We start from the raw sequence: 16,724 nt of genomic DNA on the forward strand, positions 1-16,724 counted from the left end.
GGTACATTCTGGAGACATGACAGAGATCCGGTGGCTGGAAGCGTTCGTGGCGGTGGCGGAAGAACTGCATTTTGGCCGTGCAGCGCAGCGCCTCCACACCTCGCAGTCCCCGCTGAGCCAGGTCATCCGGAAGCTTGAGGCTGACTTGGGCACGCGCCTCTTCGAGCGCAACACCCGGAGCGTTTCACTTACCCCCGCCGGCTACGCCCTGCTGCCCCGGGCGTACCGGGTCCTCCGGGAGATGCGGCTGGCCCGGGAAGCTGCCCAGGCCGAAGTCGAGGGCATCCGGGGCAACGTGAGGATCGGATTTTCCGGAGCGGTCAACCACCTGACCCTTCCGCCGCTTACCCGCGCCGTCCGCCGCCGGTATCCAGACATCACCATGGAGCTCACCAGCCGCGTCCGCACAGCGGATGGACTGGCCGGCGTTGCCAAGGGCACCTTGGACCTTGCATTCGTCGGACTCCCGGAGGCTCCGGTGCCGTCGGTGGTAACCCGCCTCGTGGCGAGCGAAGAAATAGGTGCGGTACTCCCGCTGGACCATCCGCTCGCCGGCGAAAGCTCAATTTCCCTGCGGTCCCTGGCGTCTGACGATTTCATTTCGCCGCCACTGGACGGCTCCTCATCGATGACGGAAGTGATGCTGGCCGCGTGCCTGGCAGCGGGATTCCGCCCGCGCGTGGTCCAGGAACTGTCAGATCCCTACATGGTGCTGACCTTCGTGGCCGCCGGCGTGGGCGTCACCCTGATGAGCAGCGGGATATCCGGCATCATTCCCTCCGGTGCCACCTATGTGGCCCTGGCCGATCCGCCGCATTACATGAACCACGCGATTGCCTGGTCTGCCGAGAATGACTCCGCGGTCCTGGCGGCCGTGCTCGGCGTCGTCGAAGAAGTCTTTCCCGAACGTCCGGGCGGCGCTGCCGAATTAGGTGCAAATCGCGCATAGTGCAAGACCATTTTAGTCGTGGACTTACTAAGTGATGGCAGCCACACTGGATGAAGAAGCCGCATAGCGCGGCAAACCGTCCCGCAGCCGGCCCGCCCCAGCAGCCCCCGGGACGGACTTGGCCACATGAAAGGGAACACCATGTCAGTGTCGACATCGGGTACAGCGCGCCCAAAAAACAACGCGAAGATCGCAGCAGTTTCCGGGTTCGTAGGCAGCGCCCTTGAGTACTACGACTTCTTTATCTTCGGCTCCGCGGCAGCCCTCATTTTCGGGAAGCTGTTCTTCGCCCCCGGCCCGTCCTCCATGCTGCTGTCCTTCGCAACAGTGGGCGTCGCCTACATCGCCCGCCCGCTCGGAGCAGTAATCTGCGGCCATCTCGGCGACAAGTTCGGCCGCAAGCGCGTCCTGCTCCTGACCCTCCTGCTGATGGGAACATCAACCTTCCTCATCGGCTGCCTGCCCACCTACAACCAGATCGGAATGGCAGCACCGGTCCTCATTGTGGTTCTTCGCCTCATCCAGGGGTTGTCGGCCGGCGGCGAATCGCCCGGCTCAAGTTCACTCACGCTCGAGCACGCCCCGGACCGGAAACGCGCTTTCTACACCAGCTGGACCATGAGCGGCATCATGTTCGGCATCGTCCTCTCCACCCTCGTCTTCATCCCGGTGGCGTCCATGCCGGAGGACCAGCTGCTCGCCTGGGGCTGGCGGATCCCCTTCCTGGCCAGCGCCGTGGTGACGGTCATCGCCTTCATCCTTCGCCGCCTCCTCGAAGAACCGACCGTATTCGCCGAGGTCAAAGAGCAGGACGAAGTTGTCAAGGTTCCCCTTGTTACCCTCTTCCGGCACCACTGGGCCACCGTCATCCGGGTCACGGCCATGTCGCTTTTCACCATCATCAATACGATCATCAACGTCTTCGCCCTCTCCTACGCCACGTCAGTTGTCGGGGTGGAAAAAGGACTCATGCTGACGGTCATCGCCGTCGCCAACCTTGCCGCCGTCGGCATGGGACCGCTGGCCGGAATGCTTGCCGACCGGATCGGCCGCAAACCCGTCTTCGTCGTCGGGCTCCTGCTGCAGACCGGCATGATCTATGTGTTCTTCACGGCCCTCACCGCGGCCAACGTCCCCCTGATCTTCGTCACCGGCATCGTATTGATCGGCGTTGCCTACACCGCCACCAACTCCATCTACCCCGCGTACTTCCCCGAGCAGTTCCCGGTCAAGGTCCGCTACTCCGGCATGGCCATCAGCCTCATGTTCGGCCTGCTCCTGGCAGGGTTCGCACCCGCGATTTCCGAGCTGCTGATCGGTGGAGACAAAGCCAACTGGGTCCCGGTAGCAACCTTCGCCGCCGTCGCCTGCGCCATCTCCGCCATCGCGGCACTGATGGCACCCGAAACGTTCAAGACTCCCACGGCCCTGCTGGGACTGAAGAAGACGGATTCGAGGGTCCGTTCGGCGTCGTCCGCCATCCAGGCACCCGCCACACAGGATTCCGCCACGCAGGTACCTGCCCACCTGCAGGCCGGCGGGACCGCTACCCCTGACGCCGCCGGCACCACCAAGGTTCAGGCATGACGCAGCAAACCCTGGCCGGGAAGTCATCCCGGACCCGTGACGCGGACCTCAACCACCGGCACGTCGTGGGGCTCATCGGGGCCGGGATAGGCGGTTCGCTGACCCCGCGGCTCCATGAAGCGGAAGCCGACGCCTTGGGCCTCCCGCTGACCTACCGGATCATCGACCTGGACGCCATCGGCCGGCCTGCGGACTCGTCGGCCGCACTGGTCAGGAACGCGGCGGACCTTGGCTATGACGGCCTGAACGTGACCCACCCCAGCAAGCAGCTGGTCCAGGACGGACTCGACGGGCTTTCCCCTGAAGCCCACATCCTCGGCGCGGTCAACGCCATCACCTTCCACGGCGGCAAAGCCGTGGGCCACAACACCGACCACTCCGGATTCATTGGCGGCCTGCGGGTCGGCCTCCCGTCCGCGGACACCGGCTCTGTGGTGCAGATCGGGGCCGGGGGAGCCGGCGCGGCCGTGGCATTCGGGCTCCTCAACGCCGGAACCAGCCACCTGGCCATCGCCGACATCGACCCCGCCCGTGCCGATGCCCTGGCCGCCCGGATGGCCCCGCACTTCCCAGGCAGCAAGGTGTCAGCAACGCGGATCGACGCCCTGGCCGCAAGCATCCGGGAGGCCGACGGACTGGTGAACTCCACCCCGATCGGGATGGCCGGGCACCCGGGCATCCCGGTGGATCCGGCCCTGATCCATTCCGGGCTGTGGGTGGCGGACGTGGTCTACCGGCCCCTTGAAACCCAACTGATCAAGGCGGCGCGCGGCAAGGGCTGCGCCGTCCTGGACGGCGGGCGGATGGTGGTGGGGCAGGCGGCGGCTTCCTTCGAACTCTTCACCGGCATCACCCCGGATGCCGACAGAATGCTGGCAGCGTTCCGGCAGGCAGCGGCCGCAGCATGAACCACCAGCCACCCCGCACCATCGCCGAGTCCCGCTGCCTGGTGGTCGGAGCCGCCAGCGGCATCGGGCACGCTACCGCCGGACTGCTGCGGGCCTCAGGCGCCGCCGTCGTCGGAGCCGACCTGCCCTCCGCCACGTGGCCCGCTGAACCTGGCTCACTTGCCATGGATGTCACAGATCAGCACTCCGTTGCAGCGGGCGTAGTGGCAGCCACGGAGGACATGGGAGGCCTGGACGCCGTGGTGAACTGCGCAGGCATCCTTGGCCCCGTGGCCTCGGCTGCGGCGACGTCAGTGGATGACTTCGAGCGCATTGTGCGGATCAACCTGACCGGAGCCTTCATCGTCTCCCAGGCGGTCCTCCCGGCGATGGCCGCAGCGGGCTACGGGCGCCTCCTCCACATCTCCTCGACCGCGGGCAAGGAGGGCGTGGTCAACATGCCCGCCTATTCCGCCAGCAAAGCCGGGATCCTGGGCCTGGTCAAATCACTGGCCAAGGAGTTCGCCACCTTCGGCGTCACCGTCAACGCCCTCGCCCCCGGCAACGTGGTCACCCCGCTGTTCGCCGAAGTGCCGGCAGCGCAACAGAAGGAGCAGGCCGCCAGGATCCCGATGGGCAGGTTCGGCACCCCTGCCGAGGCAGCGGCACTCATCGAATTCATCATTTCCCCCGCGGCCTCATACACCACCGGATTCGTCTTCGACCTCTCCGGCGGCCGCGCCACCTACTAGCAGCTCCCGCCACACCAGCACCAGAAAGACGGCACCACCGATGACCACTTCATCACCCCGGACAACCCGCCCCCTCCGCATCGGAATCGCAGGATGCGGCGCGATCTCCCGCAACCACGTGGAAGCGTTCCGCGCCCTTGACGGCGTGGAAATCGCGGGCGTCTGCGACATCGACCTGACCCGCGCACGGGACACCGCGGCGGCGTGGGGGATACCCGCGGCCGTGAACACCGTCGGAGAGCTCCTGGCCCTCGACCTGGATGTCCTGTCCGTCTGCACCCCGCACCCCACCCACGAAGAAGTGGTGCTGCAGGCCGCTGCGGCCGGGGTCAACGTACTGTGCGAGAAGCCGATCGCCATCGAGCCGGCCTCCGCGGAACGCATGGTACAGGCTTGCGAGGAGGCCGGCGTCCAGCTGGGCGTGCTCTTCCAGCGGCGGTTCTGGCCCGCCGCCCAGCGCATCCGCGCAGCGATCGACGACGGCACCCTGGGCCGGCCGGTCATGGGCCAGTGCTCGGTCATGCTGCACCGCGACCCTGAATACTACTCCCGCGACGCCTGGCGCGGGACGTGGGCCAACGACGGCGGCGGGGTACTGATGACCCAAGCCATCCACTACATCGACCTCCTCCAGTGGTTCATGGGCGACGTGTCCGAGGTCTACGGCAGGATCAACACGTACAAGCACGGCGCGCACATCGAGGTGGAAGACTCCGCCACTGCCGTCATCACCTTCACGTCCGGCGCCATGGCCACGCTGGAAGCCTCGACGGCGGTGTCCCCGAGCCTGGGCGTCCAAATCCGGATCACTGGGGAGACCGGCGCATCCGCGTCGCTGACCGAGTTCCCCGAGGGCAGTGACGGGCGGGTCGATCTGTGGGCGGTTGACGGCACCGTCAGCTCCGAGCCTGCCTACCCGGAAGGCGTGGAGCCGAACGTATCCCTGGACACCATCAACGGCCAGCTCATCCCGCACCACACGGCGCAGGTCAGTGATTTCGTCCGGGCCGTCCGCGACGGCGGCGAACCGGCCATCACAGGCCGCGACGCCACCAAGGCCTTGAGGATCCTGCTGGCCGTCTACGAATCGTCCCGGACCGGCAGCCCCGTCCGGTTCGGCCACCAGCCGGAAACGCAAACCGAACGCTCCCAACCCCTCGCACATACTGCGGGCTAAGGACCACCCATGGAACAGACCGCACGCCACGCCGCCCGCCCCCTGGTGCTGGGCCGCAACGGACGCACCCCGCGGACCCTCCGCAACCGCCTCGCCTCCGCCCCCATGGAACGCAACTACGGCACCACCGACGGCCGGATCACCGAGCAGTACATCGACTACCTGGTGACCCGTGCCAGGGCCGGGCTGGGCCTGGTGACCACCGAGGCCACCTACGTCCGCGCCGACGGCAAGGGCCGCACCCACCAGCTCGGCCTGCACAGCGACGCCATGATCCCGGGCCTGCGCAAACTTACGGACGCGCTGCACGCGGAAGGCGCGCTCGCCGCCGTCGAGCTCAACCATGGTGGCCGGACCGCCCAGGCCGCCGTTTCCGGTTTCAAGAACGTGGCGCCCTCACCGGTGGCGTGCGAGGTGGCCGGCGGCGAAGTTCCCCGAGAACTCACCGCAGCAGAGTGCCACGAACTGGTGGACGCCTACGCCCTGGCGGCCCGGCGGGCGGTCCGGGCAGGTTTCGACGTCATCAACATCCACGGCGCGCACGGCTACCTGATCCACCAGTTCATGTCGCCGCTCACCAACCACCGCACCGACGAATTCGCCGCACCCGAACACTTCATGAACCTGGTCATCGACGCCGTCCGGGCCGCGGTACCGGACACGATCGTGGGCATGCGGGTATCGGTGGTGGAAGGCCCCGCGGACGGGATCTCCGCCGAACAGCAGGTGGATATCATCGCCAAGGCCCACCTGGAACACCTGGACTTCCTGGACATCTCGGCAGGAAGTTACGAGGCCGGCGAATGGATCGTGCAGTCCGGTGAATGGAAGCCGGGCATCCTGGCCGACTATGCCAGGGCCTACCGCCGGTTCGGCCTTCCCCTGGGCATGGCCGGCCGGCTGAACTCGCCGGCCATCATCGAGGAAGTGCTTAGGGACGGGACCTGCGACTTCGTCAGCCTGGCCCGCGCCATCCACGCGGACCCCGCGTTCGTGGGCGGCGTCCTGCACGGCAGCCGCTACCGCCCCTGCATCGCCTGCAACGTCTGCATCGACAACCTTGGCCTGGGGCAGGTCACCTGCACGGTCAACCCAGCCGTGGGGCGCTCCCGCGTCCCGGTGCCCACCCCCGCTGTTCGGGACGGCGTCCGCGTTGTGGTGGTGGGCGCCGGACCCGCCGGCCTCACCGCTGCCCGCGAACTCGCCGAGGCTGGGGCTGCCGTGACAGTGCTCGACGACGGTGCACGCCCGGGCGGCCAGTTCGCCCTCGCGGAGCGGATGAAGTCCACCCCGGACTTCCACCGCTTCATGGAGTGGTCCGCCGCGGAGAACTCGAGTCTTGGCATCGACGTCCGCCTGGGCGTGCACGTGGACGCCGGCAGGCTGGGCGCCTTGGTCCGGGAAACCGCGGCAGACGCCGTCGTCCTCGCTACCGGCGGCCTCCGTCCCGGGGCCGGGTTCGTCGGGGGAAAATCCGGCAACGTCGTGGATGTGCGCGAATGGCTTGCCGTGCACCCCGAAGCAATGGAACCCCGCATCCAGGACCCTGCTGTGCAGGACGTTCTGTCGGCTCCCCGGAACCCTGCCGTTCCGGATGCCGTGACGGGTTCTCAGGGTCCTGCCCTGCCGGATGCCGTGGCGGGTTCTCAGGGTCCTGCCCTGCCAGATGCCGTGGCGGCTCCCCGGAACCCTGCCGTTCCGGATGCCGTGACCATCTGGGGCGCGGACTCTGTTGCCATGAGCGTCGCCGACACGCTCGCAGACCGGGGGACCGCTGTCCTCCTGGTAGGCCCGCAGGATGTCATCGCCCCCGAATCCGGCCGGAGGGCCAAGATCCTGGCGGTGCCCCGGCTCGAGGCCAACCCCCGGGTCCGGATCCGGCTGGGCTGCAGCATCGAAGAGTACGACGGAGCACGAATCCGCGTCAGCGGCCCCGGCCTTCCGCCCCAAGGCGAATGGCTCGCCGCCCCGGGCCCTCTCCTGGTTTCCCGTTCCGTGCTGCCAATGGACGGTTCAATCCCTGCGGACCGCCGCGACGCGGATCTCAGCCGCGACGCCGGGGTACCGGTAACCCTGGCCGGAACCGTAGTGGACCACACCCCGGCTATTGCATCCAACGCCGTGAAGAGCGGCTACGACGCAGCTCAGCGAATCGCTGCACTGCTGCCTACAGGCCTCGCCGCCAACACCGAACTGAGCCTGAACGGAGCACAGTCATGAACCGCAACGCGCGCCGGCCCATCGGCCTGGCCCAGCTGTCCCTCCTGAACACCGCACCGCCCCGCTTGGTGGACGTCGCCGCGGAGGCAGGGTTCGATTTTGTCGGGGTTCGGGTCCGCCCGGTGACCCCCGCCGAGCGTCCCTACGATCTCCAACCTGGTTCACCCATGCTCCGGGAAACCCTGGCCCGGATGAACGACACCGGCGTGGGCGTGCGGGACATCGAATTCCTCCTGCTGGACGGCAGCGACCAGCGCGATGCCTGGTTGCGAATGATGGAAGCCGGCCACGCGCTCGGTGCCAGCTCCCTCACCGTGGCCGGTGGCGATCCGGACACCGCCCGGCTGGCGCACACACTTGCCCGGATGACCGAGGACGGCCGCAGCTTCGGCATCACCCCCACGCTGGAGGCAATCTCCTACCAGCCCGTTGCTTCGATCGCCCAGGCCGCAGGTATCGCCCGCCAAGCCAGCTGCCGGATAGTGGTGGATACGCTGCACTTCAACCGCTACACCGGCCCGGGCGCTGCCGCACAGTGGGACGAGCTGCGCTCCAACGCAGATCTCGTCCCGCTCCTCCAGCTGTGCGACGGCCCGGCTGAAAGACCCGGCAGCCGGGATTCGCTGGTCACCGAGTCCCGCTCGGAACGGGGAGTTCCCGGCGAGGGGGAGTTCGATTTGTTCCGGACTGTGGCGGCCCTCCCTGGCAACCTTCCGGTGAGCGCGGAGGTGCCGTCCGACCGGCGCGTGGTGGAACTGGGCGAGCTCGGCTGGGCACGCCGGCTCAAGGCAGGCGTGGACGCCGTGCTGGCAGAGGCCGATGCTGGGCGGCAGGGCTCGTCCTTCCTTGCGGCAGGTGCGGGGTGAGCGGCATGGCCCAGGACGTCACGGCCCAAGACACCACGGCCCAAGACACCACGGCACAGGACCTTAAGGTGCGGGACGTCACGGCGCGGGAGCCTATGGCGGAGGAGACGACGACAGCGGAACTGGCGCCGGGCGTACGAATTCCCCTCATCGGCCTGGGCACCTGGCCCCTGACGGGAGAGGACGCGGCGGAGGCCGTTTCGCAGGCTGTCGCCAACGGCTACCGGCACCTGGACACGGCCGAGAACTACGGCAACGAGGAAGCTGTTGGCGAAGGCATCCGGCGCAGCGGCATGGACCGCGGGCAGTTGTTCCTCACCAGCAAATTCAACACCCAATGGCACAGCCGGAGCGGAGTCCGCGACGCTTTCGAGGCGTCGGCCCGGAGGCTAGGCACGGACTACCTTGACCTGTTCCTGGTGCACTGGCCGAATCCGGCGCAGGGCCGGTTCGTCGAGGCTTGCGAAGGACTGCAGGGCCTGATGGATGACGGCCGCATCCGGGCCTGGGGTGTCTCGAATTTCAAACCGGACCACCTGAGCCTCGTCCGGAGGGCAGGCCTGCATGTGCCGCTGAACCAGGTCCAGCTCGATCCCGAACACGGCCAGCCCGCCCAGCTGGCGTACCACCGTGACCACGGAATCATGACCGCCGCCTACAGTCCGCTCGGCCGGAACGGGGCCTTCCTCAACCACCCTGCCGTCACCGGCCCGGCCATGGAGCTGGGCAGGACACCGGCCCAGATCGTCCTGCGCTGGCACGTCCAGCACGCCCGCGTCGCCATCCCAAAATCCGCGAACAACCAACGGCAACGCGACAACCTTGACGTCTTCGGCTTCGCCCTGAGCCAGGCGCACTTCGAAGCGATCAACGCACTCGAAACCGGGGCGCCCCCTCGCCTGGACTCCGACACCTTCTTCCACTGAGAAAGCACTGACATGACTGCACCCCTGAACACTCCTGATGCCCGGCCCAGCGTGGACTGCGACGTCCTGGTGGTCGGTTCCGGAGCCGGTGGCCTGTCCGCCGCCGTCACCGCCGCGTACCACGGCCTGAAAGTCATCGTGGTGGAGAAAGCCAACGTCTGCGGCGGCGCCACCTCCTGGTCCGGCGGCTGGGCTTGGACGCCCGGCAACCCGCTGGCCAAGGCCGCCGGCGTTAGCGAGGACCCCGAACTGTTCCGCACCTACCTGCGCCACCGCCTCGGCCGCAACTACCGGGAAGACAGGGTGGATGCCTTCCTGGAAGCCGTCCCGCACATGGTGGGCTTCTTCCACAACAAAACCAGCCTCCAGTTCGTGCCCGGAACCAAGATCCAGGACATCTACGGCAGCACTCCCGGGGCCGGTACGGGCAACCGTTCCGTCGGGCCAAAGCCGTTCAATGCGCGCCGGATCAAGCCGGAGCTGCGCGCCAAGATGCGCCATCAGCTGTACGAAACATCGTTCCTGGGCATGGGCATCATGGCCGGGCCGGACCTCACCAAATTCCTGTCCGCGTCCCAAGGCAACGTCCGTGGAATCTTCCACGCAGGTTGGCGGGTGGGACTCCATCTGCTGGACCTCCTCACGCACCGCCGCAACATGCAGCTGGTGAACGGAACCGCGCTTACCGGACGGCTGCTGAAATCCGCAGATGACCTGGGCGTGCAAATCCGCGTCTCCACCCCTGCCCGGCACCTCATCACCGACGCTGACGGCAAGGTGGTCGGCGCCGTCGTCGATTCTCCTGATGGCGGGCTGCAAATCAACGCCGCACGCGGGGTGGTCCTTGCCGCCGGAGGCTTTCCCCGGGACGCCTCCCTCCGCAAGGAGCTGTTCCCCAAAACACCCACCGGACGCGAGCACTGGACCCTGGCGCCCCAGGAAACCAGCGGCGACGGCATCACAATGGCGCAGGAAGTGGGCGCCCGTTTCGAGACGGACGTGGCGTCCCCGGCCGCATGGTGCCCGGTCTCGCTGGTCCCTTACCGCAACGGTCGTACCGGGACGTTTCCGCACATCATGGACCGTGCCAAGCCCGGCAGCATCGGGGTGCGTCGGGACGGCAAACGCTTCGTCAACGAGGCCAACGGCTACTACGACTACGTGGAAGGGCTGCTCGAGGCGACTCCAGAGGGCGAACCCGTCGAAGCCTGGCAGATTGCTGACGCCGAGTTCGTCCGCAAGTTCCCTCTGGGTATGGCCAAACCGCTGCCCGTCCCGCTGTTCCCCTACCTGCGCTCCGGCTACCTGAAAAAGGGCAGGACGATCGAAGAACTTGCTGAGGCGTGCGGCATCGATCCCCAAGGCCTCGCCGCCACCGTGGCAGCGTTCAATGACAACGCGCGCAAGGGCGTCGATCCCGATTTCAAACGCGGCGAGACAGAGTTCAACCGGTATGGCGGCGACCCCCGGAACAGGCCCAACCCCTCCTTGCGGCCTTTGGAGAAGGGGCCGTTCTACGCGGTGAGGATTGTCCCCGGATCTTTCGGCACGTTCGCAGGGCTCGCGGCAGATTCACGGGCACGCGTCCTGGACACACGGGGCGAGCCTATCAGCGGCCTCTATGTCGCCGGCAACGACCAAGCCTCGGTGATGGGCGGCCACTACCCGGCAGGCGGCATCAACCTTGGCCCGGCACTGACATTCGGCTACATCGCCGGCCGGGACCTCGCGGACGCCACCCGCTACGAGGACCAGGACGCCAACGAACCGGACGCAGCCATGGCCTAACGCAGCCGGGCCGCCAAGGCACGCCATGGCAGTGCAGCGGCTTACTGTTGCCAGGGACGCTACTCCGGACCCTTGTCGATGACGCAGAACCGGTTGCCGTCCGGATCCTCGAGCACCACGAAGTCCGGGTCGTCAGGGTACATATCCCAGTCCACGTGCTTGGCGCCGAGGGAGACCAGCCGCTCCACCTCCGCGGCCTGATCGTCCGCGTACAGGTCCAGGTGGATCCGCGGGTAGGCCTGGACCCGGGTTTCGCTCAGCATGAGGGACAAGTGGGCGCCGGGGCCCGACGCCGGCTCGAGGGTCACCCAGGTTTCGTTGCCAGGTTCCCGGGGGACATAGCCGAGGGCGCCATGCCAGAAGGCGGTGGCGGCGGCGACGTCGTTGACGCCGAGGACGATGGTGCCGATGGTCAACATCCGCCCAGCCTAAACCGGGCGGCCGCGGCCCGGCTAGACTCGCCTGCATGGGGGAAAACAACACACCTGGGGAACACCAACCGTCCAAGCGCGCCAGACTGACCGCCGCCGTCGTGCCCTGCCTCGGCCTCGCGGCAGTGCTGGTCGGCTGCCTCGTCGCGTACCTGAACCGCGACTTCACCGGCTGGGTTGCCTACGCTCCGCTGAGCAACCAGCCTTTCAGCGCCAACGGCGCTGCGTTCATCACTCAAGGCACGCAGGCGGGCCTGGCTGTTGCCGGCGTGGGACTGCTGGTGCTTGCGTTCTGGGCAGGCGTGGTTGCGGGACGTCGGGCCGGCTCCGGCCGCCGCTAGCGGGGGACGACCGCCAGGTCCTGCATGCCGCCAGCGGTGGCCACGGGGACATGGATCTTGGGAAGTTGCTCGAACGCCGGTTTGGCGAACCAATAGCCCTGGAGCAGGCGGACACCGGCTGCCTGCAGCACCCGGTATTCCGCCTCCGTTTCGATGCCCTCGGCGAGCACCGTGATGTTGAGCTCCCCGGCGATGGCCACGATGCCGGCGACCACTGCCTGCCGGGCGGGACTGGCGTCGATGCCGCGGATGAGCTTCATGTCGATCTTGATCAGGTCCGGCTGGAAGTCGACCAAGAGCCCCAACCCCGCATGGCCGGCCCCGAAGTCGTCGATCGCCGTGATGAAGCCGTGCTTGCGGTATTCGGTGATGATGTTGGTCAGGTGGGCGGTGTCTGTGACTTCTTCGTTCTCCGTGAACTCGAACATGATCGAGGACAACGGGAAGTTGGCTTTCGCGGCCGCAAGCAGCGTCGCGCGGAGGCAGGCGGCCGGTTCGTAGACCGCGTTGGGCATGAAGTTGATGGAGAGCATCAGGTCCTCGCCGGCCGGGAAGAGGCGCGCCGCGAGTTCGATGGCCTTGACGCGGCAGTCCTGGTCGAAGCGGTACTTCTGCTCCGGGGAAACCCTCCGCAGGACCTCGTACGCGCCCTCGCCGGCCACGCCCCGGACCAGCGCCTCATAGCCCCACACCCTGCCGGCAACAGCGTCATAGATCGGCTGGAAAGCCATGCTGTAGTCGAAATCAAGCCGTGAAGATGCGGTGCAGCCGTCGCATGCCAAAGTTGGGGTCCTCTCGAATGGTTACTCAAGAGTAGGACACAGCCGGGCAGGTGCGCGGGCGCTCCGGATTGTTGATGGGCTTATCCAAGGCCACGCTGATGGTCTGACCCGCCGCAAGCTCGCCGCCTGGCAGGTCGGTGAATTCGTACCATGCCCCGCCGGTGCCCTTGCTCGGACGGTTGGCCGATCTCAGTTGAGTCACGCCAAACCGGAATGAAATCTGCTGCTCGGTATCGCCCGGGGCTGTGGTGTACGTGAGCGGAATCCCTTGGGCGTCGGTGGTGAAGGTGCCCTGTGCTCCGTCGATCTTCAAGTCACCCGGTATAAGCCGGAGCCGTGTTCCCGCCGGGATGGGTTGATCCGCAGCCAGTGACGGGTTGTACAGCAGGATCTGCGTCGTGGTTGAGCGGAACTCATAGCCAAGGGAGTCGAACGAATCCCCGTCCACCGTGGTGTAGTAGACCGTTTGTCCGAAGGAGTTGTTTACGGATGATCCTGAGCCGGACCTGCTGTCCACCGGATTCTTTTGAAGCTGGAGAACCATTCCCGCCCGGATGAAGTAGTTGCCGCCCCTTTCGTAGCTAAAGGGAACCTTGTTGGCCTCGGCCAGTTGCTCTTCGGTGAGGTTGAACCGGTACGTGATACCGCCCAACGTGTCGCCGGATTGAACTGCGTAGCTCCTTGGAATTCCATTCGGGTCAATGTCGGCCGGCCCGCTGGCCCCTGATAGGGGTGCGGCCGGGATCAGCCGCAGCCGCGTGCCTGGGGCAAGCGTCACGCCGGGCTGTAGACCGTTGAATTGAAGCAGCTTCCCCTCGGAAAGCTTATGTGCCGCCGCTACGGCTGCGGGAGTATCGCCCGCGGCCGTGGTGTAGAAGTCCACGTTGCCGAACGAATCGCGGGTGGCTTCCCCGCCCGGGGACCCGGTGGACGATGGGGTTTCCGTGGGAGCGGCCTGTGTTGCGGCGGCTGGGGGCCCTGGGGAGGTGCATGCCGCCAGCCCCAGCGGCAACAGGACGGCCAGTGCGGCGGCGGACCAGCCGTGGACGGCGTGCGTGCCCCTCCCGGATGTACTTCTGGTTTCCGCCATAAATGTTCCCCCAATGCGTTCGGCTTTGCCGCGATGGTCCGCAGCGGACCAGAAGAGGGCCTAATGGATGATCCCTCCGCTCTTCAGCCAATGCGGGTATGCGTCGGATAATTCCGACATATACTGTCTTTGTGCTTCCTGATGTTTTTGCCGCCGTGTCCAACCCTGCGCGGCGCGTCATCCTCGACGAGCTCCGGGAAGGGCCCCGAACGGCGGGAGAACTCACGGGGCTGCTGGACCTAAGCCGCCCCGCCGCTTCCGAGCACTTGGCCGTCCTGCGCGAGGCGGGCCTTGTCCGGGAAGAACGCCAGGGCAGGAACAGGGTGTACCACCTGCAGCCTGCCGCCCTCGCCGAGATCGGCGGTTGGGTGAAGCACTTTGAGCACTACTGGAACCAGCGGCTGGATGCGCTGGCCGACCTTCTGGACGAGGAGAAACCGTCATGACAGATACCGCCATCCGGCTCGAACGCCGCTTCCCGCACCCCGCCGCGGCGGTCTGGGCCGCACTGACCACACCCGAACTGCTGGCCCGGTGGTGGGCGCCGGGCAACATCGCACCCGCCGTGGGCCACCGCTTCACCATGGACATGGACTCCTGGGGCCGGCAGCAGTGCGAGGTACTCGCCGTGGACCCAGGCACGTCCATCAGCTTCCTCTTCGCCGAAGGCCAGCTGGACACCACCATCACCTGGCGGCTGGAACCCATTGACGGCGGCACGATCCTCCATTTCGAACACGCCGGCTTCCGCCTCGATACCCCCCTGGGCCGCCATGCGATCGAAGGCATGGGCAACGGCTGGCCGGGCCTGCTGGCGCGGATGGACGGGCTGCTCGCCGAGGTCTCCTGAGATCGGCGCATACCTGCTACGCTCCACGTAGTTGGCCCGTCGATGAGTCTTCAGGCGGCCACCAGCCACCAGCAGCTTCACGTGTAAGCGGGGTATCAAGCATGGCCGTCGCGGAAATCCAGGTGGACCAGCGCGTGATCGGAATCGACTCCCGGCGGTTCGCCTCGGTGGAAAAGGCGCTGGTGGAGCTGATCACCAACAGCGACGACAGCTACGCGCGCCTGGAAAGGGCCGGCGGCCAGGTCACCGGCAGGATCGTGGTGGGCTATGAGCGGCACCACGCCGGCGCGGTCCTGACGGTCAGCGACCAGGCGGAAGGAATGTCCTTCGAACAGGCCGGCCGGATCCTCAGCTACGGCGGCGCACACAGCCCCTTGGCCCGCGGTGAGGGCGCCGGCCGTGGGTACTTCGGGCGCGGACTGAAACAGGCCATCTTCGGTCTGGGCCACGGCTGGATCGAAACCATCCAGGGCGGCAGGTTCACCCGCATCGACGTCTTCCGGGGCGAGAACGGCGGCTATCTCTACGACGACGACGGCGCCGACCGCCAGGCCTTCCCCGCGGATTACGCCCGGCTGGGAATAGACGACGGCGGGATCCCCGCCGGGGAACGGAACGGCACCAAGGTGACCATCGTCGTCGACAACCCCCGTGCCACGATCACGCAGCAGGCGACCCTGCTGCAGCTGCTCGCCGACAACATCTACCTGCGCGACGTGCTGGGCCGCCGCAACGTGGAACTGGTGCCCGGGACCGTGGGCACCGACGGTTACAGCAGGGACGCCATCCGCTTCGAGGAACCCCCGGCGGACACGCTCATCGGCCCCGACCGTCCCGGAACCTTCACCGTTGACGGCGTGGAATATGCCTTCACCGTCACGCTCAAGCGGGCCAACGGCGTTGAACTGGCCATGAAGGGCGACGATCGCACCGCCGGCCTGGTGGTGGAATCCGGTATGGCCGTCTTGGACTGCCAGATGTTCGACTACGAAAACCAGGTAGGCACGGAGTACCTTTTCGGCACTGTCAGGTGCCCGGCGCTGACTGAAATGCTGGGCCGGGGCAAAGCAATCATCAGCGACGAACGCGAGGGGTTGAACCCCAAAGATCCGTTCGTTGCCGCCTTCTCCGCCGCCGTGAGCCGGATGATCGCCGGCGCCGTGCAGGCAGAGAAGGAAAAACTCACCCACCTGGAACGCGCCACCACCTCCGGACGCACTGCCGAAATGATCGAACACCTGCTGCAGCACATGAGCGCTGCCGCCGTCCTGGACCTGGGCCTGGACACCGGACCAGTCCGCGATGCCGGAACTCCGGGAACCGGGGAGCCGGCGTCCGCGGCGCTGCGGTTCACCACGCCGTTCTACTACCGCCCGCCGGGGCATCCGTTCCATGTGGCCCTGCTGCTGGATCCCGGCCAGCTCCCCGCCGGCGGGACCCTGGAATTCGATGTGGGCCTGCCGGCATCGATCCGCCTGGTCCCGGTCCCGGTGTCCATTCCCGTTTCGGGTGTCCAGGACACAACCCGGCTTGAATGGACGGCTACCGGGGACCGGCCCGGAGACCAAGGGGAGATCACCGTGCGTGCCGGGGACTACTGGGCGCTCAGCGAAATCGTCATCGCCGAACACGCCTCACGTCGAAGCGCGGACCAGCCGCCGCACCCTGCCGTCCCCGGTGCCGGTACCCCGCCGGGCGCGCGCCACCAGGCCCACCGTCCCGGCCGGGACCACGGCGTTGACCTCTTCACCGGCTACGACTTCCGCAACCTCCACAACAGCACCGACCGGGCCGTTTACAACGAGGCGGAGCGCAAAGTCATCATCAACACCGCCGCACCCACCGTGCAGCTGTACGTCGATGGCCGCGGCCGGTTCCGTGACTCCGCCCGGCTGTTGCTGGCCGAGTTGTTCCTCGACGTGATCTCGGAGGAACTGGCGCGGCGCCGGGTGGAACAGAACGGCCACGCCGGCGACCTTGACGCCTTCCGAAAGGCCAAACGCAGCATCATCGGCCGCTACGGCAGTGAGGTCCACCGGACGTTCCTCGGGTGACAGCACGTACGCCGGGTGACACCA

At 67.1% G+C, this 16,724-nt stretch carries 16 protein-coding genes; 13 read left to right on the forward strand and 3 right to left on the reverse strand.

Features of this window, described 5'->3' with window-relative positions:
• The first annotated feature begins 16 nt into the window (after nucleotides 1-16).
• From QRM95_RS15075 to QRM95_RS15115, 9 genes are all read left to right on the forward strand, one after another.
• Nucleotides 17-949, forward strand: coding sequence for a LysR family transcriptional regulator (locus QRM95_RS15075; RefSeq protein ID WP_285248353.1), 933 nt, complete (start codon nucleotides 17-19; stop codon nucleotides 947-949).
• A 141-nt stretch (nucleotides 950-1,090) separates the two neighbouring features.
• Nucleotides 1,091-2,536, forward strand: coding sequence for an MFS transporter (locus tag QRM95_RS15080; protein WP_285248354.1), 1,446 nt, complete (start codon nucleotides 1,091-1,093; stop codon nucleotides 2,534-2,536).
• Complete coding sequence (locus QRM95_RS15085; RefSeq protein WP_285248355.1) at nucleotides 2,533-3,444, forward strand: shikimate dehydrogenase; 912 nt, start codon at nucleotides 2,533-2,535, stop codon at nucleotides 3,442-3,444. Before QRM95_RS15080 ends, QRM95_RS15085 begins: the two co-directional genes overlap by 4 nt.
• Nucleotides 3,441-4,175: an SDR family NAD(P)-dependent oxidoreductase gene (locus tag QRM95_RS15090; RefSeq protein WP_285248356.1), complete on the forward strand. Its 735-nt coding sequence runs from the start codon at nucleotides 3,441-3,443 to the stop codon at nucleotides 4,173-4,175. Before QRM95_RS15085 ends, QRM95_RS15090 begins: the two co-directional genes overlap by 4 nt.
• Nucleotides 4,176-4,215: 40 nt before the next feature.
• Complete coding sequence (locus QRM95_RS15095) at nucleotides 4,216-5,352, forward strand: Gfo/Idh/MocA family protein (RefSeq protein ID WP_285248357.1); 1,137 nt, start codon at nucleotides 4,216-4,218, stop codon at nucleotides 5,350-5,352.
• 9 nt (nucleotides 5,353-5,361) lie between these two features.
• Complete coding sequence (locus tag QRM95_RS15100; protein ID WP_285248358.1) at nucleotides 5,362-7,572, forward strand: FAD-dependent oxidoreductase; 2,211 nt, start codon at nucleotides 5,362-5,364, stop codon at nucleotides 7,570-7,572.
• On the forward strand, nucleotides 7,569-8,438 hold the full coding sequence (locus QRM95_RS15105) for a sugar phosphate isomerase/epimerase family protein (protein WP_285248359.1): 870 nt from the start codon (nucleotides 7,569-7,571) through the stop codon (nucleotides 8,436-8,438). The genes QRM95_RS15100 and QRM95_RS15105 overlap by 4 nt, the downstream gene beginning before the upstream one ends.
• Before the next feature lie 5 nt (nucleotides 8,439-8,443).
• On the forward strand, nucleotides 8,444-9,364 hold the full coding sequence (locus QRM95_RS15110) for an aldo/keto reductase (RefSeq protein ID WP_350223888.1): 921 nt from the start codon (nucleotides 8,444-8,446) through the stop codon (nucleotides 9,362-9,364).
• Nucleotides 9,365-9,376: 12 nt separating this feature from the next.
• Nucleotides 9,377-11,152, forward strand: a complete 1,776-nt coding sequence (locus QRM95_RS15115) for an FAD-dependent oxidoreductase (protein WP_285248360.1) — start codon at nucleotides 9,377-9,379, stop codon at nucleotides 11,150-11,152.
• Nucleotides 11,153-11,211: 59 nt separating this feature from the next.
• Here the strand turns inward: QRM95_RS15115 and QRM95_RS15120 are convergent, their stop codons facing one another.
• Nucleotides 11,212-11,571: a VOC family protein gene (locus QRM95_RS15120; RefSeq protein ID WP_285248361.1), complete on the reverse strand. Its 360-nt coding sequence runs from the start codon at nucleotides 11,569-11,571 to the stop codon at nucleotides 11,212-11,214.
• 47 nt (nucleotides 11,572-11,618) lie between these two features.
• On the opposite strand from QRM95_RS15120, the gene QRM95_RS15125 reads away from it, so the two are divergent.
• Nucleotides 11,619-11,924 carry a hypothetical protein gene (locus tag QRM95_RS15125; protein ID WP_285248362.1) on the forward strand — a complete coding sequence of 102 codons (306 nt, stop codon included), beginning with the start codon at nucleotides 11,619-11,621 and terminating at the stop codon, nucleotides 11,922-11,924.
• Here QRM95_RS15125 and QRM95_RS15130 read toward each other — a convergent pair.
• On the reverse strand, nucleotides 11,921-12,655 hold the full coding sequence (locus QRM95_RS15130; RefSeq protein WP_285248363.1) for an EAL domain-containing protein: 735 nt from the start codon (nucleotides 12,653-12,655) through the stop codon (nucleotides 11,921-11,923). The two genes, QRM95_RS15125 and QRM95_RS15130, sit on opposite strands and share 4 nt — an antisense overlap.
• A 76-nt stretch (nucleotides 12,656-12,731) precedes the next feature.
• A complete protein-coding gene (locus QRM95_RS15135) occupies nucleotides 12,732-13,796 on the reverse strand; it encodes a lytic transglycosylase (protein ID WP_285248364.1) in 1,065 nt (354 codons plus the stop codon).
• A gap of 131 nt (nucleotides 13,797-13,927) precedes the next feature.
• Here QRM95_RS15135 and QRM95_RS15140 point away from each other — a divergent pair, with 131 nt between their 5' ends.
• The 3 genes from QRM95_RS15140 to QRM95_RS15150 all read left to right on the forward strand — a co-directional run bounded on the left by QRM95_RS15140 (nucleotide 13,928) and on the right by QRM95_RS15150 (nucleotide 16,700).
• Nucleotides 13,928-14,242: an ArsR/SmtB family transcription factor gene (locus QRM95_RS15140; RefSeq protein WP_285248365.1), complete on the forward strand. Its 315-nt coding sequence runs from the start codon at nucleotides 13,928-13,930 to the stop codon at nucleotides 14,240-14,242.
• Complete coding sequence (locus QRM95_RS15145) at nucleotides 14,239-14,646, forward strand: SRPBCC family protein (protein WP_285248366.1); 408 nt, start codon at nucleotides 14,239-14,241, stop codon at nucleotides 14,644-14,646. The genes QRM95_RS15140 and QRM95_RS15145 overlap by 4 nt, the downstream gene beginning before the upstream one ends.
• A 101-nt stretch (nucleotides 14,647-14,747) precedes the next feature.
• Nucleotides 14,748-16,700: an ATP-binding protein gene (locus QRM95_RS15150; protein ID WP_285248367.1), complete on the forward strand. Its 1,953-nt coding sequence runs from the start codon at nucleotides 14,748-14,750 to the stop codon at nucleotides 16,698-16,700.
• Nucleotides 16,701-16,724 lie beyond the last annotated feature (24 nt).

It is taken from the genome of Pseudarthrobacter sp. efr-133-R2A-89 (assembly GCF_030209315.1).
Lineage (GTDB): Bacteria > Actinomycetota > Actinomycetes > Actinomycetales > Micrococcaceae > Arthrobacter.